General features: G+C 74.4%; 4 protein-coding genes. All 4 read left to right on the plus strand.

The features are described 5' to 3' along the window. The first annotated feature begins 92 nt into the window (after positions 1-92). From AC07BF_RS31685 to AC07BF_RS31700, 4 genes are read left to right on the plus strand one after another with little or no spacing between them, the layout of a single operon-like run. Positions 93-24047: a non-ribosomal peptide synthase/polyketide synthase gene (locus AC07BF_RS31685; RefSeq protein WP_478334257.1), complete on the plus strand. Its 23955-nt coding sequence runs from the start codon at positions 93-95 to the stop codon at positions 24045-24047. Positions 24048-24050: 3 nt separating this feature from the next. Then, complete coding sequence (locus AC07BF_RS31690) at positions 24051-24266, plus strand: MbtH family protein (protein WP_363587266.1); 216 nt, start codon at positions 24051-24053, stop codon at positions 24264-24266. A gap of 11 nt (positions 24267-24277) precedes the next feature. Next, complete coding sequence (locus AC07BF_RS31695; protein ID WP_363587265.1) at positions 24278-25537, plus strand: cytochrome P450; 1260 nt, start codon at positions 24278-24280, stop codon at positions 25535-25537. A 30-nt stretch (positions 25538-25567) separates the two neighbouring features. Further along, positions 25568-26305, plus strand: coding sequence for an SRPBCC family protein (locus AC07BF_RS31700; RefSeq protein WP_478334258.1), 738 nt, complete (start codon positions 25568-25570; stop codon positions 26303-26305). Positions 26306-26316: the final 11 nt, after the last annotated feature.

Consider the following 26316-nt stretch of genomic DNA (forward strand, 5'->3'; position numbering starts at 1 on the left):
CCACCTGAGCACCCACCGCGTGACGTCACCGCGATCGGTGTGCTCCGGCGCGCCCTGCGACCACGCCTGCCCACACTCTCGGAGGTACCCCCATGTCCCGTCGCGATGGCGACACCCTTCCCCTGACAGCGGCCCAGCGCGAGATCTGGCTCGCCGAACAGCGGTCCCGGAACCCGATCCCGGGCTACCGCGTCGGTGAGTGCCTGGAGATCCACGGGCCGGTGGACCGGGAGCTGTTCGAGACCGCGGTGCGCCGGGTGGTCGACGAGGTCGACGCCCTGCACGTGAGCTTCCTCGACGACGGCGAGGGCCCGCGCCAGGTCCTCCGGGAGAGTTGGGACTGGGCGCCGGCGCACCTCGACCTCAGCGGGGAGCCCGACCCCCGTGCGGCGGCCCGGGAGTGGATGGAACGTGACCTGCTGCGCCCGCTGGACCTCTCCCGCGACCCGCTGTTCGGGCACGCGCTGATCCGGCTGTCACCGACCGAGTACCTCTGGTACCTGAACTACCACCACGTGGTGCTGGACGCGCTGAGCAGCTCGCTGGTCCGGCAGCGGGTCGGCGAGGTGTACTCGGCGCTGGCCGGGGGCGGCGCCGTGCCGCCGTCCCCGTTCGGTTCCCTGCGGGACCTGGTCGACAGCGACGCCGCCTACCGCTCGTCCACCGACTTCGCCGCCGACCGCGCCTACTGGACGGAGCGCTTCGCGGACCGGCCCGCCCCCACCCGGCTCACCGGCGCCTCCCCGACCGACCCCAACCTCGCCCTCCGGCTGGCCGAGGAACGGGAACTGCGGCGCCCGGACGCCCTGCGGGCGGCGGCCGGCCGGGTCGGCGTCCGGTGGTCCCGGCTGCTGATCGCGGCGACGGCGCTCTACGCTCACCGGCTGACCGGCGCCCAGGACGTGGTGCTCGCCCTGCCCGTCACCGCCCGCCGGGGCGCCGACCGCGACCTGATGGCCGTGCCCGGCACGATGTCCAACGTGGTGCCGCTGCGGATGACGGTGCGGCCGGACATGTCGTGGCGCGAGCTCGTCGCCCAGACGGCACGGGAGGTCGAGGCGGCCGTCGCGCACGAGCGCTACCGCAGTGAGGACCTGCTGCGCGACCTCGGCGCGCCCGGCGGCATCGGGACGGCGTTCCCGCTGATCGTCAACATCATGGCCTTCAACTCCAGGCCGAGCTTCGCCGGGCACCCCGCCTCCGTGCACCACTTCGTGTCGGGCTCGACCACCGACCTGGCGGTCTGGGTGTTCGACTACCGGGACGGCAACCCCCCGCTCCTCAGGCTCCACGGCGCACCGCAGGCGTACGGCGACGACGACCTCGCCGCGCACCAGCAGCGGCTGCTCCTGCTGCTCGACACCCTCGCGGACTGCGACCCGGACGACCTGGTGGGCCGGATCGAGCTGCTCACGGCCGAGGAACACGGCGAGCTGGCGGCCGTCGGCAGCGGGCCGGCGGCGGCGGTCCCGGCCGCGAGCCTGCCGGAGCTGTTCCGGGAGCACGTGCGGGCGACCCCGGACCTCGTCGCGCTGGTCTGCGGGGACGTCTCGCTGACGTACGCGGAGCTGGACGCGCGCGCGAACCGGCTGGCGCACGCCCTGATCGCCCGCGGCGCCGGACCGGAGCGGCTGGTGGCGGTGGCGCTGCCGCGCTCGGCCGAGCTGGTGGTGGCGATCCTCGCGGTGCTGAAGACCGGCGCGGCGTACGTCCCGGTCGACCCGGAGTACCCGGCCGCCCGGATCGGGTACCTGCTCGACGACGCGCGGCCGACGCTGCTGGTGACCGACGCCCGCAGCGGCGAGCGGCTGCCCGAGGCGGGCTCCGTCGACCGGCTGGTGCTTGACACCGCCGACCTGGACGCGCTGCCGGATACGGACCCGAGGGTGGCCGTCGATCCGGCACACCCGGCGTACGTGATCTACACCTCCGGCTCCACCGGGCGGCCCAAGGGCGTGCTGCCGACGTACGGCGGCCTGCTGAACCTGCTCACCGACCACCGGCAGGCCATGTTCCGGCCGGTGCTCGACGGACGGCAGCGGCTGCGGGTCGCGCTGACCACGTCGGTGTCCTTCGACGCCTCCCTGAACCAGTTGCTCGCCCTGTTCGGGGGCCACGAGCTGCACGTGCTGGACCACGCGACCTGGACCGACCCGGACGCCTTCGTCGGCTACGCCGCGCGCTGCGGGCTCGACTACATCGAGGCCACCCCGTCCTACCTCCGGGTCCTGGTCACGCACGGGCTGTTGAGCGATCCGCAGTGGCGGCCGACGCTGGTCGCGGCGGGCGGCGAGGCCGTCCCCGAGCAGCTCTGGGCGGACCTGCGGGAGGCCGGAGGGGTTCGCGGACTCAACCTCTACGGGCCGTCCGAGTGCACGGTCAACTCGGTGGTCGCGCCGGTGGGTTCGAGCCCGCGCCCGGTCATCGGCCGACCCGTCACCAACGCCCGGCTGCACGTGCTCGACGGCGCCCTGCGGCCACTGCCGACCGGCGTGCCGGGTGAGTTGTACATCGCGGGCGCGGGACTGGCCCGGGGCTACCTGAACCGGCCGGTGCTGACGGCCGGGCGCTTCGTGGCGGACCCCTTCGGGCCGTCCGGATCGCGGATGTACCGCACCGGGGACCTGGTGTGCTGGAACCCGGACGGGAACCTGGAGTTCCTCGGCCGGACCGACGACCAGGTCAAGGTTCGCGGCTTCCGGGTCGAGCTCGGCGAGATCGAGGCCGTGCTCGCCGAACACCCCCAGGTCGCCCGGGCCGCCGTGACGGTGCGCAACGAGGAGGAACCCCGGCTGGTCGCCTACGCCGTTCCCGCGGCGGGGCAGGTCGTCCAGCCGGACGACCTGCGGGCCCGGCTGCGCGAGCGGCTGCCGGAGTACATGGTGCCGTCGGCGTTCGTGGTCCTGGACGCACTGCCGCTGACTCCGAACGGCAAGCTGGACCGCCGGGCCCTCCCCGCGCCCGAGTCACAGCCCGCCACGCCGGGCCGCGCCCCGCGCACCGCGACCGAGCACCTGCTCGTCGGGCTGTTCGCCGAGGTCCTCGGGGTGTCCGAGCCCGGCTTGGACGACAGCTTCTTCGACCTCGGCGGGCACTCGCTGCTGGCCACCCGGCTGGTCGCCCGGGCGCGGACGACCCTCGGCGTGGAACTGCGGCTGGGCGACCTGTTCGACGCGCCGACGGTGGCGGAGCTGGCGGCGGCGGTGGACGCCGCCGGCCGGGCACGGCCGGCCCTGGGACGGCGGGAGCGGCCGGGGACGGTCCCGCTGTCCTTCGCGCAGCGCCGGCTCTGGTTCCTGCACCGCATGGAGGGCCCGAGCGCCACGTACAACATCCCGCTGACGCTGCGGCTGTCCGGAGAGCTGGACCAGCGGGCCCTGGAGGCCGCCCTCGCGGACCTGGTCGAGCGGCACGAGAGCCTGCGCACGGTGTTTCCGGCGGTCGACGGCGTGCCGTACCAGCGGGTGCTGGACCCCGACGCGGCCCGGCCGCGGCTGCGGATGACCGAGGTCGGCGAGCGTGACCTGCCGGACCGGCTGGCCGAGGCGGCCCGGCGCGCATTCGACCTCGCCGCGGAGCCGCCGCTGCACGCCGAACTGTTCCGGCTGGGACGGGAGGAGCACGTGCTCCTCCTGGTGGTGCACCACATCGCCGGTGACGGCTGGTCGACGGGGCCGCTCTCGCAGGACCTGACGACCGCCTACGCGGCCCGCGCCGAGGGCGCGAAGCCGGAGTGGGCGCCGCTGACCGTCCAGTACGCCGACTACGCCCTGTGGCAGCGGGACCTGCTCGGCGACGGCTCGGACCCGGACAGCCTGCTGAACGGCCAACTCGCCTACTGGCGCGCGCAGCTGGCGGACCTGCCCGAGCAGGTGGAGCTGCCGTTCGACCGGCCCCGGCCGACGGCGATGTCCTACCGGGGCGCCCAGCTGCCGGTGCGGATCGACGCCGAGCTGCACCAGGGCCTGCGCGCGCTCGCCCGGGACGGCGGGGCCAGCCTGTTCATGGTGCTCCAGGCCGGGCTGGCCGCGCTGCTGGGCAAGCTCGGCGCCGGTACCGATGTCCCGATCGGAACGCCGATCGCCGGACGCACCGACGAGGCGCTGGACGACCTGGTCGGCTTCTTCGTCAACACCCTGGTGCTGCGCACCGACCTGTCGGGCGACCCGTCCTTCACCGAACTGCTCGGCCGGGTGCGCGCCGACGCGCTCGCCGCGTACGCGCACCAGGACGTGCCGTTCGAGCAGCTGGTGGAGGCACTGAACCCGTCCCGGACGCTGGCGCACCACCCGCTGTTCCAGACCATGCTCGCCCTGCAGAACGCTCCGCTCGGCGCGTTCGAGCTGCCGGGGCTGCGGGTGGCGACCGATCTGGTCCAGACCGGGACGGCCAAGTGCGACCTGACCTTCGTCCTGGCCGAACAGCCCGACGGCCTCTCGGGCGTCCTGGAGTACAGCACCGACCTGTTCGACGGGGCCACCGCCGCCGGGATCGTCGAGCGGTGGCTGCGACTGCTGCGGGCCGTGGTCGCCGACCCCGGCCGGCGGATCGGCCGGGTGGACGTGCTGTCCGCCGACGAGCTGAGCGCCTTGCTGACGGCCGGCGAAGGCCGGGACGGCGAGCTGCCGGAGACCGGCATCCCCGCGCTCTTCGAGCGGCAGGTCCGGGCGAACCCGGCCGCCGTCGCCCTCAAGGACGGCGAAGTCGCCCTGACCTACGGCGAGTTGAACGCCCGGGCCAACCGGCTCGCACACGCCCTGATCGGCCGGGGCGTGGGGCCGGAGCGGCTGGTGGCGGTGGCGCTGCCGCGCTCGGCCGAGCTGGTGGTCGCGATCCTCGCGGTGCTCAAGGCCGGCGCCGCGTACGTGCCGGTGGACCCGGAGTACCCCGCGGCCCGGATCTCCTACCTGCTCCAGGACGCCCGGCCCGCGCTGCTCGTGACGACCGGCCGGACCGGCGACCTGCCCGGAGCGGACGGCGTGGACCGGCTGCTGCTGGACACCACCGACCTGGACGGACAGCCGGACACCGACCCGGAGGTCGCGGTCGACCCCGCCCACCCCGCCTACGTCATCCACACCTCCGGCTCCACCGGCGACCCCAAGGGCGTCGTGGTCCCGCACCGGAACGTGGTGCGGCTGTTCGGCACCACCCGGGAACTGTTCGGCTTCTCCGCCGAGGACGTCTGGACGCTCTTCCACTCCTACGCCTTCGACTTCTCGGTGTGGGAGCTGTGGGGCGCGCTGCTGCACGGCGGCCGGCTGGTGGTCGTGGACCACGAGACCAGCCGCTCGCCCGGCCGGTTCCTGGAACTGCTCGCCCGCGAGCGGGTGACCGTGCTCAACCAGACGCCGTCCGCCTTCCACCAGCTGATCCAGGCGGACGCCGAGGCGCCCGGGACCGGCCGTGAACTCGCCCTGCGCACGGTGGTGTTCGGCGGCGAGGCGCTGGAGCCCGCCCGCCTCGCGAGCTGGTACGAGCGGCACCCGGACGACGCGCCGCGGCTGGTCAACATGTACGGCATCACCGAGACCACGGTGCACGTCACCCACGCGGCACTCGACCGGTCCGGTACCCCGGCCGGCCAGATCGGCACGGCGATCCCGGACCTGCGGGCGTACGTGCTCGACGGCGGCCTGTGCCCGGTCGCCCCGGGCGTGCCCGGCGAGCTGTACGTCGCGGGCGCGGGCCTGGCGCGCGGCTACCTGAACCGGCCGGGTCTGACGTCCGGGCGGTTCGTGGCCGACCCGTTCGGGCCGGCCGGCTCCCGGATGTACCGCAGCGGCGACGTGGTGCGCCGGGCGGCGGACGGCAGCCTGCGCTACGTCGGCCGGGCCGACCAGCAGGTGAAGGTGCGCGGCTTCCGGATCGAGCTCGGCGAGATCGAGGCGGCCCTCGCCGCGCACCCCGGCGTCGCCCAGGTCGCCGTGCTGGCCCGGCAGGACCGCGCCGACGACACCCGGCTGGTCGCCTACCTGGTGCCCGCCACCGGCACCGCACCGCGCGCGGCCGACCTGCGCGCGCACCTGGCCGGGCGGCTGCCCGAGCACATGCTGCCGTCGGCCTTCGTGGTGCTGGACGCGCTGCCGCTGACCGCCAACGGCAAGCTGGACCGCCGGGCCCTGCCCGCTCCCGACCTCGCCACCGCGGGCACCGGCCGCGCGCCGCGCACCCCGCAGGAGCAGGTCCTGTGTGAGCTGTTCGCCGAGGTCCTCGGCGCGACCTCGGTCGGCGTCGAGGACGGCTTCTTCGATCTGGGCGGGCACTCGCTGCTGGCCACCCGGCTGGCCGCCCGGATCCGCGCGACGCTCGGCGTGGAGATGCCGCTGCGGACCCTGTTCGAGGCGCCGACCCCGGCCGGCCTGGCCGCCGCCCTGGCGGCGGCCGGACCGGCTCAGGCCGCCCTGGTACGGCGCGAGCGCCCCGAGGTGATCCCGCTGTCGTTCGCGCAGCGGCGGCTGTGGTTCCTGCACCAGCTGGAGGGCGCCGGCGCCAACTACCACATCTCCCTGGCCTGGCGGCTGTCCGGGGCCCTGGACCGGCGGGCCCTGGAGGCCGCCCTGGCGGACGTGGTCGGGCGACACGAGAGCCTGCGCACCGTCTTCCCGGCGGTGGACGGCGTGCCGCACCAGCAGGTGCTGGACGTCGTGGCGGGCCGCCCGCGGCTGCTCGTGAGCCGGACCACCGAGGCCGAGCTGCCCGCCCTGATGGCGGCGGCGAAGGACCGGCCGTTCGACCTGGCGGGCGATGCGCCGCTGCGGGTCGACCTGTTCGAGCTGGCGCCGGACGAGCACGTGCTCCAGGTGGTGCTCCACCACATCGCGGGTGACGGCTGGTCGATGGGTCCGCTCGCGCAGGACCTGACCGCCGCCTGTGCGGCGCGCTGCCGCGGCGAGGAACCGCAGTGGGAGGAACTGCCGGTCCAGTACGCCGACTACACCCTCTGGCAGCACGAGCTGCTCGGTGGATCCGCCGAGCCGGACAGCCTGCTCGCCCGCCAGGCGGCCTACTGGACACGGCAGTTGGCCGATCTCCCGGAGCGGATCCAGCTGCCCGCCGACCGGCCCCGCCCGGCGGTCGCCTCGCACCGGGGCGGCTTCGTGCACGTCGGACTGGACGCGGAGCTGCACCGCGGTCTGCGCGAGCTCGCCCGGGAACACGGCACCAGTCTGTTCATGGTCCTCCAGGCCGGACTGGCGGCACTGCTGAGCAAGCTCGGCGCGGGCGACGACATCCCGGTCGGCAGCCCGGTCGCCGGCCGGACCGACCAGGCACTGGACGAGCTGGTCGGCTACTTCGTCAACACCCTGGTCTTCCGCACCGACACCTCGGGCGATCCGACCTTCGCCGAGCTGCTGGCGCGGGTCCGGGACACCTCGCTGGCCGGGTACGCCCACCAGGACCTGCCGTTCGAGCACCTGGTCGAAGCCCTCAACCCGGCGCGGTCGCTGGCGCACCACCCGCTGTTCCAGGTGATGCTGGCGCTGCAGAACGCGCCCCGGGCCGACTTCGCCCCGCCCGGGCTGCACGTCGACGACATGCCCCTGGCGACGACCACCGCCAAACTCGACCTGATCTTCACCATGTCCGAGCGGCAGGCGCGGGACGGTTCCCCGGAGGGAATCGACGGGATCGTCGAGTACGCCGACGACCTCTACGACCCGGCCACCGTCGAGACGATGTTCGGGCGCCTGGAGCGACTTCTCCGCGCCGCGGTCGCCGACCCGCAGCGGCGGCTGAGCCGGTACGGCCTTCTCTCCGCGGAGGAGCGCGATGAGCTGACGGCACTGGGCACCGGACCGGAGGTGGAGCTTCCGGCCGCGAGCGCGCCGGAGCTGTTCCGGGCACAGGTGCGGGCGACGCCGGACCTGGTGGCCTTGGTGTGCGGTGACGTCTCGCTGACGTACGAGGAGTTGGACGAGCGGGCGAACCGGTTGGCACACGCCCTGATCGTGCGGGGCGCGGGGCCGGAGAGGATGGTGGCGGTGGCCCTGCCGAGGTCGGCCGAGCTGGTGGTGGCGATCCTCGCGGTGCTCAAGACCGGGGCGGCCTACGTCCCGGTCGATCCCGAGTACCCGGCCACGCGGATCGGGCACATGATGGACGACGCCGGCCCGGTCCTGGTGGTGACCGATGCCCGGACCCGGGACCGGCTGCCGGAGGCCCGCCCGGCCGGGTGGCTGGTGCTCGACGACCCGGCGACAGCCGCGCTGGTGGCCGACTGCCCCGCGACGGACCCCCTGGTGGCCGTCGAACCGAGGCACCCGGCCTACGTGATCTACACCTCCGGCTCCACCGGCCGGCCCAAGGGCGTGGTGTCGACCCACGGCGGCCTGCTCAACCTGTTCGTCAGCCAGCGTCCGCTGCTGTTCCCCCGGGGGACGAAGGAGCGGCTGCGGATCGGGCTGACCACCTCGGTGTCCTTCGACGCCTCTTGCGACCAGCTGTCCAGCCTGTACGCGGGCCACGAGCTGCACGTCCTGGACGAGGCGACCTGGTCCGACCCGGACGCCTTCGTCGACTACGTCAAGCGCGCCGGCCTGGACTACGTCAACGCCACCCCGTCCTATCTGCAAGTGCTCGTCGGACGGGGGCTCCTGGACGACCCGGGGCGCCGTCCCGCGGTGGTCTCGATGGGCGGGGAGGCCGTTCCGGACCAGCTGTGGGAGCGGCTGCGGGCCGTCGACCGCGTGTCCTGCCTGAACTACTACGGGCCGTCCGAATGCACGGTGGACGCCGTCGTCGCACCGCTGGAATCGAGTCCGCGCCCGGTGATCGGCCGGCCGCTCGGGGGTATCCGGCTGTACGTCCTCGACAGCACGCTGCAGCCCGTGCCCGCGGGCGTGGCGGGTGAGCTGTACCTCGCCGGCGCGGGCCTGGCCCGCGGCTACCTGAACCGGCCGGCGCTCACCGCGGCACGGTTCGTGGCGGACCCGTTCGGTCCGCGCGGTGCGCAGATGTACCGCACCGGCGACCTGGTGCGCTGGGGCGCCGACCGGAACCTGGAGTTCCTCGGCCGGACCGACGACCAGGTCAAGGTGCGCGGCTTCCGGATCGAACTCGGCGAGATCGAGGCGGCATTGGCGGAACATCCGCAGGTCGCCCAGGTCGCGGTGACCGTCCGGGAGGACCGCGCAGGGGACGTGCGGCTGGTCGCCTACCCGGTGGCCGTCGCCGGGGCGGAACTCCGGCCGGACGAGCTGCGGGCCCACCTGCGCGAGCGACTGCCGGACTACATGGTCCCGGCTGCCTTCGTGCCCCTGGGGAGCCTGCCGCTGACCGCCACCGGCAAGCTGGACCGGCGCGCGCTGCCCGCACCCGTCCACACCGCGCCGAGGACCGGCAGGGCCCCGCGCACCCCGCAGGAGCAGGTCGTCGCAGAGGTGTTCGCCGAGGTGCTGGGCGTGGCCGAGGTCGGGGTCGACGACGACTTCTTCGAGCTCGGCGGACACTCGCTGCTGGCGACTCGGCTGGTGGCCCGGGCGCGTGCCACCCTGGGCGTGGAACTGGAACTGCGCAGCCTGTTCGAGACGCCGACGGTGGCCGGGCTGGCCGCCGGACTCGGCCGAGCCGGCCAGGCGCGGGTCGCGCTGCGCCACGTTGACCGGCCCGACCGGGTCCCGCTGTCCTTCGCGCAGCGCCGGCTGTGGTTCCTGGACCAGTTGGAGGGCGCCGGTTCGGTCTACAACATGCCGCTGGCGTGGCGGCTCTCCGGCCCACTGGACCGGGCGGCTCTGGAGGAGGCGCTGGCTGACGTCGTCAACCGGCACGAGAGCCTGCGCACGGTCTACCCGCAGGTCGACGGGGTGCCGTACCAGGACGTGCTGGACGCGCGGACGGTCCGGCCGCGGCTGTCGGTCACCAGGGCCGGCGGGACGGACCTGCCGGAGCTGCTGGTGGCGGCCGCGGCGCGCGGATTCGACCTCGCCACCGAACCACCCCTGCGTGCCGAGCTGTTCGAGACGGCACCGGACGAGCACGTGCTGCTGGTGGTGGTCCACCACATCGCCGGTGACGGCTGGTCGCTGGGCCCGTTGTCGGCCGACCTGGCCACCGCGTACGCGGCGCGCTGCCGGGGCGAGGAACCGCAGTGGGCGCCGCTGCCCGTCCAGTACGCCGACTACACCCTGTGGCACCACCAGCTGCTTGGCGACGCGGCCGACCAGGACAGCCTGTTCGCCCGCCAGACGGCCTACTGGACACGGACGCTGGCGGACCTGCCCGAGCAGATCCGGCTTCCCGTCGACCGCCACCGCCCCTCCGCACCCTCATATGCCGGCGGCCACCTCGCGATCGACCTGGACGCGGAACTGCACGGCGCACTGGTGCGCCTGGGCCGGGAGCACGGGGCCAGCGTCTACATGGTGCTGCAGGCCGCGCTGGCGGCGGTGCTGGACAAGCTCGGCGCGGGCGACGACATCCCGGTCGGCAGCCTGATCGCCGGCCGGACGGACCAGGCGCTGGACGACCTCGTCGGCTTCTTCGTCAACACCCTGGTGCTGCGGACCGACACCTCGGGCGACCCGTCGTTCGCCGAGCTGCTGGGCCGGGTCCGGGAGGACGCGCTCGGCGCGTACGCCCACCAGGACCTGCCGTTCGAGCACGTCGTCGAGGCCCTCAACCCGTCCCGGTCGCTCGCCCGTCAGCCGCTGTTCCAGGTGCTGCTCGCGCTGCAGAACGTGCCCCGCACGGAGTTCGAGCTGAGCGGTCTGGGCGCCGAGATCCTCCTGGTCCGCACGCCCACGGCGATGTTCGACCTCGGCTTCCACCTGCTGGAGCGCGGCGGCACCGGCGGGCCGGCCGAGGGCATCGTCGGGCGGGTCGAGTACAGCACCGACCTGTTCGAGCACACCACGGTGGAGGCGCTGGTCGCCCGGTGGCTGCGCCTGCTGGCGGCGGTGGTCGCCGAGCCGGACCGGCCGCTGAGCCGGATCGACGTCCTCACCGCCGAGGAGCGGCACGAGCTGCTGGTGGCGCGCAACGACACCGCCCGACCGGTTCCCGCCGACGGCCTGCCGGCCCTCTTCGAGGCGCAGGTCCGGGCGACCCCGCAGGCCCCGGCGGTGGTGTTCGAGGACACCGTGCTGACGTACCGCGAGCTGAACCGCCGGGCCAACCGCCTGGCGCACGCGCTGATCGCGCGCGGGGTGGGGCCGGAGCAGGTCGTCGCCCTGCGGCTGCCGCGCTCCGCCGAGCTGGTGGTCGCCGTCCTCGCCGTGCTCAAGACGGGCGCGGCGTACCTGCCGGTCGACCCGGACTACCCGGCCGCCCGCATCGCGTACATGCTGGAGGACGCCCGGCCGGTCGTCGTCCTGGACGACCTCGCGGCCGTCACCCCGGCAGAGGAGCGGCCGGAGCACGACCCGGCCGTCGCCGTGGACGCGCGGCACCCGGCCTACGTCATCTACACCTCCGGCTCCACCGGCCGGCCCAAGGCCGTGGTGATGCCCGCCGCAGGGCTGCTGAACCTGCTGGCGTGGCACCACGAGGCCGTCGGCGGCGAACCCGGCACCCGCACCGCGCAGTTCACCGCGATCAGCTTCGACGTCTCGGTGCAGGAGGTGCTCTCCGCGCTGCTGTACGGCAAGACCCTGGTCGTGCCGACCGAGGAGCAGCGCCGCAGCGCCGAACTGTTCGCGCACTGGCTCGACCGGCACCGGGTCGCCGAGCTGTTCGCACCCAACCTGGTGGTCGAGGCGCTGGCCGAGGCCGCCGAGGAGGCCGGGCTGGAGCTGCCGAGTCTGCGGCTGGTCGCGCAGGCCGGCGAGGCGATGCGGCTCGGCGGCGCGGTGCGCCGCTTCCAGGCCCGTCGCCCGGGCCGGACGCTGCACAACCACTACGGGCCTGCCGAGACCCATGTGATCACCGCTTTCCCGCTGCCGGCCGACCCCGCCGACTGCCCGCTTCCGGTGCCGATCGGCCGTCCGATCGACAACTGCCGGGCGTACGTGCTGGATCCGGCCCTGCGGCCGGTCGCCCCCGGCGTGACGGGTGAGCTGTACCTGGCCGGGGCGGGGCTGGCCCGCGGCTACCTGAACCGGCCCGGGCTCACCGCCACGCGGTTCGTCGCGAACCCGTACGGCCCGGCGGGCGCGCTGATGTACCGCACCGGTGACCTGGTCAGGTGGTCGGCCGACGGCGAGCTGGAGTTCGCGGGCCGGGTGGACCACCAGGTGAAGGTGCGCGGCTTCCGGGTCGAGCCCGGCGAGATCGAGGCGGAGCTGGCCGCGCACCCGGGCGTGGCCCAGGTCGCGGTGATCGCCCGCGAGGACCGGCCGGGCGAGACCCGGATCGTCGCGTACGCGGTGGCCTCGACGCAGGACCCGGCCACCGCGGCGGCACTGGCGGCGTACCTGCGCGAGCGGCTGCCGGAGCACCTGGTGCCGTCGGCCTTCGTGCTCCTGGACGCACTGCCGCTGACGCCGAACGGGAAGCTGGACCGCGCGGCGCTGCCCGCCCCCGACCTCGGCCCGGCCGGAGCCGGGCGCGCGCCGCGCACCCCGCAGGAGCAGATCCTGTGCGAGTTGTTCGCCGAGGTCCTGGGCGTGCCGCGGGTCGGGGTCGACGACGACTTCTTCGACCTGGGCGGGCACTCCTTGCTCGCCACCCGCCTGATGTCGCGGGTCCGGGCGACCCTCGGCGTCGAGCTGGAGCTGCGCAGCCTGTTCCGGACGCCGACGCCCGCCGGGCTCGCGGCCGGGCTGCACGGCGCGGGCACCGCGCGGCAGGCCCTGGTGCCCCGGCCGCGCCGTGAGCCGATGCCGCTGTCGTTCGCCCAGCGCCGGCTCTGGTTCCTCCAGCAGTTCGGCGCACCGAGTGCCACCTACCACCTGCCGCTGGCCCTGCGGCTGTCCGGCCGCCTCGACCGGGCCGCCCTGGGCGCCGCGCTGGTGGACGTGGTGGCCCGGCACGAGACCCTGCGCACGGTCTTCCCGCACACCGGCGGAGTCCCGCACCAGCGGGTGCTGGAGGCCGCCGAGGCCGTCGTCCCGCTGACGGCGCGCGCGGCCGGCGAGGCGGAGCTGCCGGCCCTGCTGCGCGAGGCGGCGGTGCGCGGCTTCGACCTGACCTCGGACGTGCCGCTGCGGGCCGAGCTGTTCGCGGTGGCGCCGGACGAGCACGTGCTGCTGCTGGTGATGCACCACATCGCCGGCGACGGCTGGTCGATGGACCCGCTGGCCCACGACCTCGCCACCGCCTACGCCACCCGGCAGGGCGGCGGGACACCCGCGTGGCCGCCGCTGCCGGTGACCTACGGCGACTACACCCTGTGGCAGCGCGAGATCCTCGGCGACGAGCACGACGCGGGCAGCGTGTTCGCCCGCCAGATCGGCTACTGGACCGAGGCGCTGGCCGGGCTGCCCGACCAGCTGCAACTGCCCGCCGACCGGCCGCGCCCGGCCGCCATGTCGTACGGCGGCGACCTGCTGGACATCCGGATCGACGCCGAACTGCACGCCGCCCTGGTGGAGTTGGCGCGGCGATCGGGTGCGACGCTGTTCATGGTGCTGCAGGCGGCGCTCGCCGCGCTGTACACGCGGTTGGGCGCGGGGACGGACATCGCGATCGGGAGCCCGATCGCGGGGCGTACGGACGAGGCGCTGGACGACCTCGTCGGGTTCTTCGTCAACACGCTGGTGCTGCGCACGGACACCGGCGGTGATCCGTCGTTCGCCGAGCTGGTGGGGCGGGTGCGGGAGGCGGCGCTGGAGGCGTTCGGGCACCAGGACGTGCCGTTCGAGCACCTGGTGGAGGCACTGAACCCGTCCCGGTCGCTGTCGTACCACCCGCTGTTCCAGACCGGGCTGGTCGTGCAGAACGCGCCGGGCGGCGACTTCGAACTCCCCGGCCTCCGGGTCTCCGGAGTGGCGGTGCCCACCGGGACTTCGCGGCTCGACCTGACCTTCGGCCTCGCGGAGGAGTACGGGCCCGGCGGTGCGCCGGCCGGGCTCGGCGGCGCGGTCGAGTACAGCACCGACCTGTTCGACCGCGCGACGGTCGAGACGTTGGTCGCCCGCTGGACCAGGTTGCTGGCCGCGGTCGCCGCGGCTCCGGACCGGCGGATCGGCGGGATCGACCTGCTGTCCGCCGAGGAGAGCGGTGAGCTGCTCCCCGCCGTGGAGGAAGGGGAGGCCGCGGCGAGCCTGCCGGCGCTGTTCGCGGCGCGGGTGGCGGCGGCGCCGGATGCGGTCGCGCTGGTCTCCGGCGGTGTCGAGCTGACGTATCGTCAGCTGGACTCCCGGGCGAACCGGTTCGCGCATGCCCTGATCGCCCGGGGTGTGGGTACGGAGCAGCTGGTGGCGGTGGCGCTGCCGCGGTCGGTGGAGTCGGTGGTGGCCGTCCTGGGCGTGCTGAAGGCCGGGGCGGCGTACCTGCCGGTGGATCCGGCGTACCCGAAGGCGCGGATCGCGTTCATGCTGGAGGACGCCCGTCCGGCGCTGGTGGTCGACGATCCGGCGCTGGTGGCCGAGGGCGACTGGCCGGACACCGATCCGGTGGTCGTGCCCGACGTCCGGCACCCGGCGTACGTGATCTACACCTCGGGCTCGACCGGCCGCCCCAAGGGCGTGGTGGTGAGCCACAGCGGCGTGTCGGGCCTGGTGGCGGCGCAGGTCGAGCGGCTCGGCGTGGTGCCCGGCAGCCGGGTGCTCCAGTTCGCCTCGCCCAGCTTCGACGCGTCGTTCTGGGACCTGTGCAGCGCCCTGCTGACCGGCGCCACCCTCGTCCTGGCCCCGGCCGAGGCCCCGCTGGAGGCCCTGACGGACCGCCGGCTCGACGTCACCCATGTGACGCTGCCGCCCTCGGCCCTGGCCGCGCTGGACGGCGCCGACCTCACGGCCACCACCCTGGTGGTGGCGGGCGAGGCCTGCCCGCCGGAGCTGGTGGCGCGGTGGGCGCCCGGGCGCCGGATGGTCAACGCGTACGGTCCGACGGAGACGACGGTGTGCGCGACGATGAGCGCCCCGCTGGCGGCGGGCTCGGGCGTGCCGCCGATCGGCCGTGCGGTCGCCGGCTTCCGGGTGTACGTGCTGGACGAGCGGCTCTGCCTGGTGCCGCCGGGCGTGGCGGGGGAGCTGTACGTCGCGGGGCCGGGGCTGGCGCGCGGCTATCTGGACCGGCCGGGCCTGACGGCGGGGCGGTTCGTCGCCTGCCCGTTCGGGGCGGTCGGCGAGCGGATGTACCGCACCGGGGACGTGGTGCGCCGGCGCGCCGACGGGGAGCTGGAGTACGTCGGCCGCGCCGACGACCAGGTGAAGGTCCGTGGCTTCCGGGTCGAACTCGGCGAGATCGAGGCGGCCCTGGCGGGGCACTCCGCCGTCGCGCAGTCCGCGGTCCTGGCCCAGGACGACCGGCTCGTCGGCTACGTCACGGCTCGTCCGGACACGACCGTCCGTCCGGCGGAGTTGGCGGCGTACCTGCGTGAGCGCCTGCCGGACTACCTGGTGCCGTCGGCGTTCGTGCTGCTGGAGGCGCTGCCGCTGACGCCGAACGGGAAGTTGGACCGGGCCGCGCTGCCCGCGCCCGAGGACGTGACCACGGCTGTGGGACGGGCACCGCGCACCCCGCAGGAGCAGGTCCTGTGCGAGCTGTTCGCCGAGGTGCTGGGTCGCCCGCAGGTCGGGATCGACGACGACTTCTTCGACCTCGGCGGGCACTCGCTGCTCGCCACCCGGCTGGCCGCCAGGGTGCGCTCGGTGCTCGGCGTGGAGCTGGGGCTGCGCGCGCTGTTCCAGGAGCCCACGGTGGCGGGTCTGGCCGGGTCGTTGATGGAGGCCGGCAACGCTCGCCCGGCGCTGACCGCGCGGGAGCGGCCGGAGGCCGTACCGCTGTCCTTCGCCCAGCGCCGGCTCTGGTTCCTGCACCGCATGGACGGTGCGGCCGCGACCTACCACATCCCGCTGGCGCTCCAGCTGACCGGGACGCTCGACCGGGCGGCGCTGGACGAGGCGCTGGCCGACGTGGTGGCCCGGCACGAGAGCCTGCGGACGGTGTTCCCGGAGGTGGGCGGCGTCCCGTGCCAGCGGGTCCTGGACCCGGCCGAGGCCCGGCCCCGGGCCGGGTTGACCGAGGTCTCGCAGGCCGAGCTGCACCACCGGCTCGCCGAGTTCGCCCGGCGGCCCTTCGACCTGGCGGCGGAGCCGCCGCTGCGGGCGGAGCTGTTCGCGGTGGCGCCGGACGAGCACGTGCTGCTGCTGGTGATGCACCACATCGCCGGTGACGGCTGGTCGACCGGCCCGCTGGCCCGCGACCTGGCCGAGGCGTACGCCGCCCGGAGCGAGGGCCGTGCGCCGAGTCGGTCGAACCTGCCGGTGCAGTACGCCGACTACACGCTCTGGCAGCGCGACCTGCTCGGCGACGCAGCCGACCCGCAGAGCCGGTTCGCCGAGCAGCTCGGCTACTGGAAGCGCCAGCTGTCCGACCTGCCGGAGCTGCTCCGGCTGCCCGCCGACCGGCCGCGGCCGGCCGTCGCGGGCTGGCACGGGGACCACGTCGGCCTGGAACTGAGCCCCGAACTGCACGCCGCTCTGACCGAGCTGGCGCGGAACAGCGGCACCAGTCTGTTCATGGTGCTGCAGGCGGCGCTGGCGGCGCTGTACACGCGGCTGGGCGCGGGGACGGACATCCCGATCGGGAGCCCGATCGCGGGCCGTACCGACGAGGGGTTGGACGACCTGGTCGGGTTCTTCGTGAACACGCTGGTGCTGCGCACCGACACCAGCGGTGATCCGAGCTTCGCCGAACTGCTCGGGCGGGTGCGGGAGACGGCGCTGTCGGCGTACGCCCACCAGGACGTGCCCTTCGAGCACCTGGTGGAGGCGCTGAACCCGTTCCGCTCGCTGTCCCACCACCCCCTGTTCCAGACCATCCTGGCCGTGCAGAACGCCCCGATGGGCCGGTTCTCGCTGCCGGGCCTGGAGGTGGCCACCTACGCGGTGGCCACCGGAACCGCCAAGTTCGACCTCGGGGTGAGCCTCGTCGAGCGGTTCGGCCCCGACGGCAGCCCGGACGGGATCGTCGGCGCGGCGGAGTACGCCACCGACCTGTTCGACCGCTCGACGGTCGAAGCCCTCGTGCGGCGCTGGACGCTCCTGCTGGAGGCGGTCACCGCCGACCCGGACCGGTCGATCGGGGGGATCGACCTCCTCGACTCCGACGAGCGGCACCGGCTGCTGGAACGGGGCAACGCGACCGCCCGCGAGGTGGGCGCCGTCCCGGTGCCGCAGGCCTTCGCGGCGCAGGTGGCGGCGACGCCGAACGCGGTCGCCCTCGTCCGCGGCGACGTCGAGTTGACGTACCGGGAGTTGAACGCGCGGGCGAACCGGTTCGCTCACGCGCTGATCGCCCGGGGGGTGGGCCCGGAGCAGCTGGTGGCGGTGGCCCTGCCGCGCTCGGTGGAGGCGGTGGTCGCGGTCCTGGGCGTCCTGAAGGCCGGGGCGGCGTACCTGCCGGTGGATCCGGTGTACCCGCAGGCGCGGATCGACTTCATGCTGGCGGACGCCCGCCCGGCGCTGATGGTCGACGACGCCGCCATGGTGGCCGAGGGCGACTGGCCGGACACCGACCCGGACGTCGCACTCGACGTCCGGCACCCGGCCTACGTGATCTACACCTCGGGCTCGACCGGCCGCCCCAAGGGTGTCGTGGTCCCCCACGGCGGTGTCGCGAGTCTGGTCGCCGCCCAGATCGAGCGGTTCGCGATCGAACCCGGCAGCAGGGTGCTCCAGTTCGCCTCGCCCAGCTTCGACGCCTCGGTGTCGGAGATCTACACCGCGCTGCTGCGCGGCGCGGCCCTGGTACTGCCCCCGGCGGCGGACCCGGTGGCCGCGCTGACCGACCCGGGCCTGGCGGTCACCCACGCGACCGTGCCCCCGTCCGTCCTGGCCGCCGTGCCGGAAGGCTCGGTGGCGGTGTCGACACTGGTCGTGGCGGGGGAGGCCTGCCCGCCGGAGCTGGTGGCCCGGTGGGCGCCGGGCCGGCGGATGGTCAACGCGTACGGTCCGACCGAGACGACGGTGTGCGCGACCATGAGCGACCCGCTGTCCCCGGGGGCGGGCGTACCGCCGATCGGTCGGCCGATCGCCAACGCTCGGGTGTACGTGCTGGACGACCGGCTGCGGCCGGTGCCGCCCGGCGTTCCCGGCGAGCTCTACGTCGCGGGCGCGGGTCTGGCCCGCGGTTACCTGAACCGGCCGCGCCTGACGGCCGGACGGTTCGTCGCCTGCCCGTTCGGCCCAGCCGGTGCTCAGATGTACCGCACCGGCGACCTGGTCCGCTGGCTCGGCGACGGGCAGCTGGAGTACGTCGGCCGCGCGGACGACCAGGTGAAGGTGCGCGGCTTCCGGGTCGAGCCCGGCGAGGTCGAGGCGGCCCTGGCCGAGCACCCGGCCGTCGCCCGGGCCGCGGTCCTCGCCCAGGACGACCGGCTCATCGGCTACGTCGTCCCCCGCCAGGAGGAGGCCCGCGACAGCGCCCTGGAAGCGGACCACGTGGGCGAGTGGCAGGACATCTACGACGCCCTGCCCATCGCTCCCGAGGACGCCGGCTTCGGCCAGAACTTCGTGGGCTGGAACAGCAGTTACGACGCGAGCCCGATCCCCGTCGAGCAGATGCGGGAGTGGCGGGACGCGACCGTCGCCCGCATCCTGGCCCTGCGCCCCCGCCGGGTGCTGGAGGTCGGCGTCGGCACCGGTCTGCTGCTCTCGCAGATCGCACCGCACTGCGAGACGTACTGGGCGACCGACTTCTCCGCCACCGCGATCGAGGCGCTCACCGCCCAGGTGGCCGGGCAGGAGGACCTGGCCGGGCGCGTGGTGCTGCAGACCCGCCCGGCGCACGACACCGACGGGCTCCCGGCCGGGGAGTTCGACACCATCGTGATCAACTCGGTAGTGCAGTACTTCCCGTCCGCCGAGTACCTCGCCGACGTGATCGGGAAGCTGATGGGGCTGCTGGCCCCCGGCGGCGCGCTCTTCGTCGGCGACGTCCGCAACCTGCGGCTGCTGCGTCCGCTGGCCACCGCCGTCCAGCTCCACCGGGTCGGCGAAGGTGCGGACCTCACGGCGGTGCGCCGCACGGTGGAGCAGGCCCTGCGGGTGGAGAAGGAGCTCCTGGTCGACCCGGACTTCTTCACCGTCCTGCGGGAGCACGGCGCGGACATCGGTGCGGTGGCCGTGGAGGTCAAGCGCGGCCGACACCACAACGAACTGAGCCGCTACCGCTACGACGTGACGCTGCACAAGCCACCGGTCACCCCGGCGGCCACGAGCCGGCCGGTCGAGCTGGAGTGGGGGCGGCAGGTCGCCGGCCTGGCCGAACTGCGCGAGCTGCTCGCCCAGCCGCTCGCGGGCGTGCTGCGGGTCACCGGGGTGCCCAACCGCCGGGTGGCGCGGGAGGCCGCTCTGGCCCGGGCCGTGCAGAACGGGGACGGCTCGCTCGCCGAGCTGCTGGAACGGATGCACGCCCCGGAGGACGGCGGCCTCCCCGATCCGGAGGACTTCCACGTCCTCGGGTCGGAGTTCGGCCGCTCGACGGCCGTCACCTGGTCGGCCACCGCGGCGGACGCCGTGGACGTCGTCTTCACCGACCCCCGGGCGCTCCACGGCTCCCCGGTCGAGGCGTACCGGCCGGCCCGGGCCACGGGATCGTCGCTGTCCTCGCTGACCAACCGCCCGACCGGCAACCGGGGCGCCGGCGCCCTCCTGGGCGAACTCCGCGACTGGCTGCGGGACCGGCTGCCCGACTACCTGGTCCCCTCGGCGTTCGTGGCGCTGGAGGCGCTGCCGCTGACGGCCAACGGCAAGCTCGACCGCCGCGCGCTGCCCGCACCGGACCTCGGCCCGGTCGCGGCCGGACGGGCGCCGCGCACCCCGCAGGAGCAGCTCCTCGCCGAGCTGTTCGCCGAGGTGCTCGGCCTGGCCCAGGTCGGCGTCGACGACAGCTTCTTCGACCTGGGCGGGCACTCGCTGCTGGCGACCCGCCTGGCCTCCCGGGTCCGGGCGGTCCTCGGCGCGGAGCTGGAGGTCCGGACGCTGTTCGAGACCCCGACCGTGGCCGGGCTGGCCGCCAGCCTGGAGGGCTCCGGAGCTGCGCGGCCCGCACTGACCGCCCAGGCCCGCCCCGACCGGGTGCCGCTCTCCTTCGCCCAGCGCCGCCTGTGGTTCCTGCACCGGATGGACGGGCCGAGCGCCACCTACAACATGCCGCTCGCGCTCAGCCTGACCGGCGAACTGGACCGCCCGGCCCTGCACGCCGCGCTCGCGGACGTGGTCGCCCGGCACGAGAGCCTGCGGACGGTCTTCCGCGAGATCGACGGCGTGCCGCACCAGGTCGTGCTGAGCGCCGCTCAGGCGCGCCCCGCACTGCCGGTGATGGAGATCGACGAGAGCGCACTGGCCGAACGGCTGGCGGAGACGGCCCGGCGCGGCTTCGACCTGGCCGCGGAGCCGCCCGTCCGGGCGGAGCTGTACGCGCTCGCCCCCGACCGGCACGCGCTGCTGGTCGTGGTGCACCACATCGCCGCCGACGGCTGGTCGATGGGCCCGCTCTCCGGTGACCTCGCCGCGGCCTACGCGGCCCGCTGCCGGGGCGAGGCCCCGCAGTGGTCCCCGTTGCCGGTGCAGTACGCCGACTACAGCGCCTGGCAGCGCGACCTGCTCGGGGACGCCGCCGACCCGGACAGCCTGTTCGCCCGGCAACTGGCCTACTGGAAGGACGAGCTGGCCGGCGTCCCGCAACAGCTGCAGCTGCCCGCCGACCGGCCGCGTCCGCCGGTGGCCTCCCAGCGGGGCGACCGGGTCGCGGTCCGGCTGGACGCCGACCTGCACCAGGCCCTGCGGGACCTGGCCGCCGCGCGCGGCGCCAGCATGTTCATGGTGCTCCAGGCCGGACTCGCGGCCCTGCTCACCCGGCTCGGCGCCGGCACGGACATCCCGGTCGGCAGTCCGATCGCCGGCCGTACCGACGAGGCGCTGGACGAGCTCGTCGGCTTCTTCGTCAACACCCTGGTGCTGCGCACCGACACCGGCGGGGACCCCGGCTTCGCCGAACTGCTCGGCCGGGTCCGGCAGAAGGCGCTCAGCGCGTACGACCACCAGGACGTGCCGTTCGAGTACCTGGTCGAGGTGGTCAACCCCGCGCGGTCGCTGGCCCACCACCCGCTGTTCCAGATCATGCTGGCCCTGCAGAACGCGCCGCTCGGCGAGTTCGCGCTGCCGGGGCTGGAGACCGGCCACCTGGAGGCGCAGACCGGGACCGCGCGGGTCGACCTGACCTTCAGCCTGGCCGAGCAGTTCCGCCCGGACGGGGCCCCCGACGGCCTGGTCGGCGCCGTGGAGTACGCCACCGACCTGTTCGACGCGCCCACCGTGGAGCTGCTGTTCGAGCGCCTGGCCCGTCTGCTGCGCGCGGCCGTCGCCGACCCCGACCGGCCGATCAGCCGGATCGACATCATGCCCGTCGAGGAACGCCGCCGACTGCTCGCCGGCTCCAACGGCGCCGCGGCCGAGCTGCCCCGGGCCGCGGTGCCGGAGCTGTTCGCCCGCCAGGTGCGGGCCACCCCGGAGGCGGTCGCGGTCGTGGCCGGCGGCACCGAGCTGACCTACGCGGAGCTCGACCAGCGGGCCGGCCGCCTGGCGCGGGCGCTGATCCGCCAGGGCGTACGGCCGGAGACGCCGGTCGCGGTCATGCTGGACCGCTCGGCGGAGCTGGTCGTGGCGATCCTGGCGATCATCAAGGCCGGCGGCGCCTACGTGCCGCTGGACTCGCGCTTCCCCTCCTCCCGGATCGACCTGATCCTGCGGGAGAGCGGGGCCGCCCTGGTGCTCACCCGGGAGGTGCTCACCGCACTGGTGCGGTCCGAGGCCGCCGATCCGTCCGACGTCGAAGTCCCCTGTGAACCAGGGCAGTTGGCGTACATCATGTACACCTCCGGCTCGACCGGTCGACCGAAGGGCGTGGCCGTCACCCACCGTGACGTGGCGGGCCTCGCCCTGTCCCCCGAATGGCGGGGCGGTGGACACGAGCGGGTGCTGATGCACTCCCCGACGGCCTTCGACCTCTCGACCTACGAGCTCTGGGTGCCGCTGCTCAACGGCGGCCGGGTCGTCGTCGCCCCGCCGGAGCAGCTCGACCTCGACCTGCTCCAGCACACGATCACCTCGAACGGGGTGACCGGACTGTGGCTCACGGCCGGACTGTTCCGCCTGGTCGCCGAGGAGCGCCCGGGCCTGCTCGCCGGGGTGCGCGAGGTGTGGACCGGCGGCGACGTGGTCTCCCCGGCCGCCGTCGCCCGGGTGCTGGCGGCCTGCCCCGGCATCGCGGTGGTCAACGGCTACGGGCCCACCGAGGCCACCACCCTGGCCACCTGGCACCCGGTGGGCGACCTCCCCGAACACGCCGCGACCGTGCCGATCGGCCGGCCGATGGCGAACACGCGCGCCTACGTGCTCGACGACCGGCTGCGCCCGATGCCGACCGGCATGGTCGGCGAGCTGTACCTCGCGGGGACGGGCGTGGCCCGCGGCTACCTCGGGCGGGCCGGCCTGACGGCGGAGCGCTTCACCGCCGACCCGTACGGGCCGTCCGGCAGCCGGATGTACCGCACCGGCGACCTCGCGTCGTGGCGGACCGACGGCGCGCTGGACTTCGCCGGACGCGCCGACCACCAGGTCAAGCTGCGCGGCCTGCGGATCGAGCCCGGCGAGATCGAGGCCGTCCTGGCGGGCTGCCCGGGCGTCGTCCAGGCGGCCGTGGTCGCCCGCGAGGACCGGCCGGGCGACAAGCGCCTGGTCGCCTACCTGGTGCCCGCCCCCGAGGGCGCGCCCGAGGCGGCCGAGCTGTCCGGCCGGCTGCGCCGCGACCTGCCCGACTACATGGTGCCGGCGGCGTTCGTCACCCTGGACGCGCTGCCGCTGACCGCCAACGGCAAGCTCGACCGGGCCGCCCTGCCCGCCCCCGAGTACGGGGCCTCGGATGCCGGGCGCGGACCCCGGACGCCGCAGGAGCAGCTGCTGTGCGGTCTCGTCGCCGAGGTCCTCGGCCGGGAGCAGGTGAGCATCGACGACAACTTCTTCGACCTGGGCGGGCACTCGCTGCTGGCCGCCCGCCTGGCCTCCCGCGTCCGCGAGACGCTCGGCCTGGAGTTGGGCCTGCGCATGCTGTTCGAGGCGCCGACCGTGGCCGGTCTCACCGAGCGCCTGGTCATGGACAATCCCGACGACGCGTTGGACGTGGTGCTGCCGCTGCGTTCGACCGGGACCGGCACACCGCTGTTCTGCGTCCACCCCGGCGGCGGCATCAGCTGGTCGTACAGCGGACTGCTGAACCACCTCGGCCCGCAGCACCCGGTCTACGCCATCCAGGCACGCGGCCTCGGCCGGCCCGAACCCCTGCCGACGTCCTATGAGGAGATGGCGGCCGACTACGCCGACCAGATCCAGAAGATCCAGCCGGAGGGCCCGTACCTGCTCCTCGGTTGGTCCGCCGGCGGGCTGATCGCCCACGCGCTCGCCTGCGAGCTGCAGTCGCGCGGCGAACGGACCGCACTGCTGGCGATCCTCGACGCCTACCCGGTGAAGGACGTGCAGTTCGCGGAGGTGCCGGTGCCCACCGTGCGCGACGTGCTCGTCGGGGTGCTCGACGTCGACCCGGACGAGCTGGGCGACCAGGAGATCACCTACGCCGAGGTTGCCGAGGTCCTGAACCGGCGGGGCAGCGCGCTGGCCGGCCTGAACGAGCGACAGATCGAGGTGATCGTCGAGATCATGATCAACAACGCCAAGCTGGCGGTCGACTTCGTCCCCGGCAGGTTCGGCGGAGACCTGCTGCTGTTCAACTCCACGATCGACCGGGCCGAGGACAACGCGGGGCCCGCAATCTGGCGCCCGTACGTCGCCGGCCGGATCGAATCCCACGAGATCACCACCCGGCACGATCGGATGACCCAAGCCGGCTCGCTCGCCCAGATCGGGCCGATCCTGGCCGCCAGGATCACCGAGACGACCGGCGACACCGACGGCACCACCACCCTTTCCCACCAGGAGGACTGACCCATGACCAACCCCTTCGACGACCAGGACGGCACCTTCCTCGTGCTCGTCAACGACGAGAACCAACACTCGCTCTGGCCCCAGTTCGCGGACGTCCCCGACGGCTGGACCGTCGCCCACGGCCCCGACACCAACGCCGCCTGCCTGGAGTACGTCGAGAAGTCCTGGACCGACATGCGGCCCAGGAGCCTCGCCGACGCCATGGACGCCCAGCGGTAACGCGGCCCGTTGTGAATGCGACCGACACCACGGACGAGGCCCGCCCCGCGGCGGGCCTCGCCCCGCCCCACGACTTCGCCGCGGACCTGCTCACCCCCGAGGCCCGGCGGGACCCGTACCCGTTCTACGCCCGCATGCGGCGCGAGAGCCCGGTCCACCGCAGCGCCGAGGGCATCTGGCACCTCACCCGGTACGCCGACGTCGAGGCGGCCCTGGGAGACCTGCGGCTGTCCAACGACCGGGACCGGATGACCCGCGCCTACGGAGCGCTCGGCGGCGACCTCAAGGCCTTCAGCCGGCTCACCGACCGGCTCGGCCGGGTGATGACCAACACCGACCCGCCCGACCATGCCCGGCTGCGCAAGCTCGCCAACCGCGCGTTCACCGCCCGGCGGGTCGAAGCCCTGCGCGACGGCATCCAGCGGATCGTCGACCGGCTCATCGACGAGGCGCTCGCGGCGGGCCCGGCCATGGACCTGATCGAGGCGGTCGCCTCCCCGCTGCCGATGTCCGTCGTCTGTGAGCTCTTCGGCATCCCGCCCGAGGACCGCCCGCAGGTCAAGACCTGGTTCCGCCGCTTCGGCCGGCTGGGCGAGGACATCGACAAGTCCGAGGAGGCGATCGGGCAGTACGAGGAGTACCTGTCCGGGCTCATCCGGCAGCGCCGGCGCGAACCGGGCGACGACCTGATCAGCGCCCTGGTCGCGACGCAGGCGCAGGACGACCGGCTCACCGACTCCGAACTGCTGTCCACCTGCTTCGTCCTGATCACCGCAGGCGACGAGACCACCACCCACCTGGTCGGCAACGGCGTGCTCGCCCTGCTGCGCCACCCCGGCCAGCTGGCCCGGCTGCGCGAGGACCCGGGGCTGATCCGCGGCGCCGTCGAGGAACTGGCCCGCTACGACACGGTGACCCAGGCGATCGTCCGGGTCGTCGCGGAGGACCTGGAGATCGGCGGACGGACGCTGCGCGAGGGCGAGTTGGCGTACCTGTTCCTCGGTGCGACCAACCGCGATCCCGAGCGCTTCGAGGACCCCGACCGGCTCGACCTGACCCGCCCCGGCAACCGGCACCTGAGCTTCGGCCACGGACCGCACTTCTGCCTCGGCGGCCCGCTGGCCAAGCTCCAGGTGGAGGTGGCCGTCAGCACGCTGGTCCGCCGGCTCCCGCAGCTGCGGCTGGCCGACGAAGCCGCCGGCGGGGCGGCCCTCGAATGGCGGCCCAACCCGCTGCAACGGCGGCTGAGCGCCCTCCCGCTCACCTACTGACACCCGACCGACGACGAAGGAGAACCGACCATGACGCGAGAGTTCGAGGTCCGCAAGGAACAGGACCTGCCCGCGACACCCGAACAGGTCTGGGCCGCGGTCGCCACCGGCGCCGGCAACCTGGGCTGGCTGTACCCGATGGAGGTCGAGCCGCGCGTCGGCGGAAAGGCCACCCGGTCCGACAGCACCGTCGTGGTGTGGGAGCCGCCGAGCCACTTCGCCGTCCGGGCGACCCTGGGCGACGAGTTCTCCAACACGCTCAGCTACCGGATCGAGCCGGTGGACAGCGGAACGAGCCACCTGCGGATGGGAATCCACTGGGTGCACGAGGGCGTCTGGGACGCGACCTGGGACACCAAGGCGGACGCGGCCGAGAAGCACGTCCACTTCTACCAGCACGGCCTCGCCGAGTACCTGCGGCACTTCGGCGGCCGCCCCGCCGTCTACGTCAAGGCCCAGCGCCCCGAACCCACCGCCGACCCGGCCGACTTCGCCGCCCTGCGCCGACGCCTCGGCCTCGCCGAGGACGCGGTCGTCGGCGACCGGCTCGAACTCCACGTCCCCGGTACGGACGGCGGCCCGGAGGCGGTCGTCGTGGACTGGCTCAGCCCCGACTTCATCGGTCTGCGCGGCCCGGACGCGCTGTACCGGTTCTTCAACGGCGGCACCTGGAACTGGCCGATCTGGCTGGGCCACCACCTGTTCGCCGAGGGAGCGGACGAGGAGCAGGCGACCAAGGCGTGGAACGCCTGGCTCAACGGCTCCTGACCCGCCGTACG

Source organism: Kitasatospora sp. NPDC043950 (genome assembly GCF_056435345.1).

Coding starts and splice junctions, on each gene's coding strand:
- AC07BF_RS31685 (WP_478334257.1), top strand. CDS start 93: ATGTCCCGTCGCGATGGCGACACCCTTCCCCTGACAGCGGCCCAGCGC.
- AC07BF_RS31690 (WP_363587266.1), top strand. CDS start 24,051: ATGACCAACCCCTTCGACGACCAGGACGGCACCTTCCTCGTGCTCGTC.
- AC07BF_RS31700 (WP_478334258.1), top strand. CDS start 25,568: ATGACGCGAGAGTTCGAGGTCCGCAAGGAACAGGACCTGCCCGCGACA.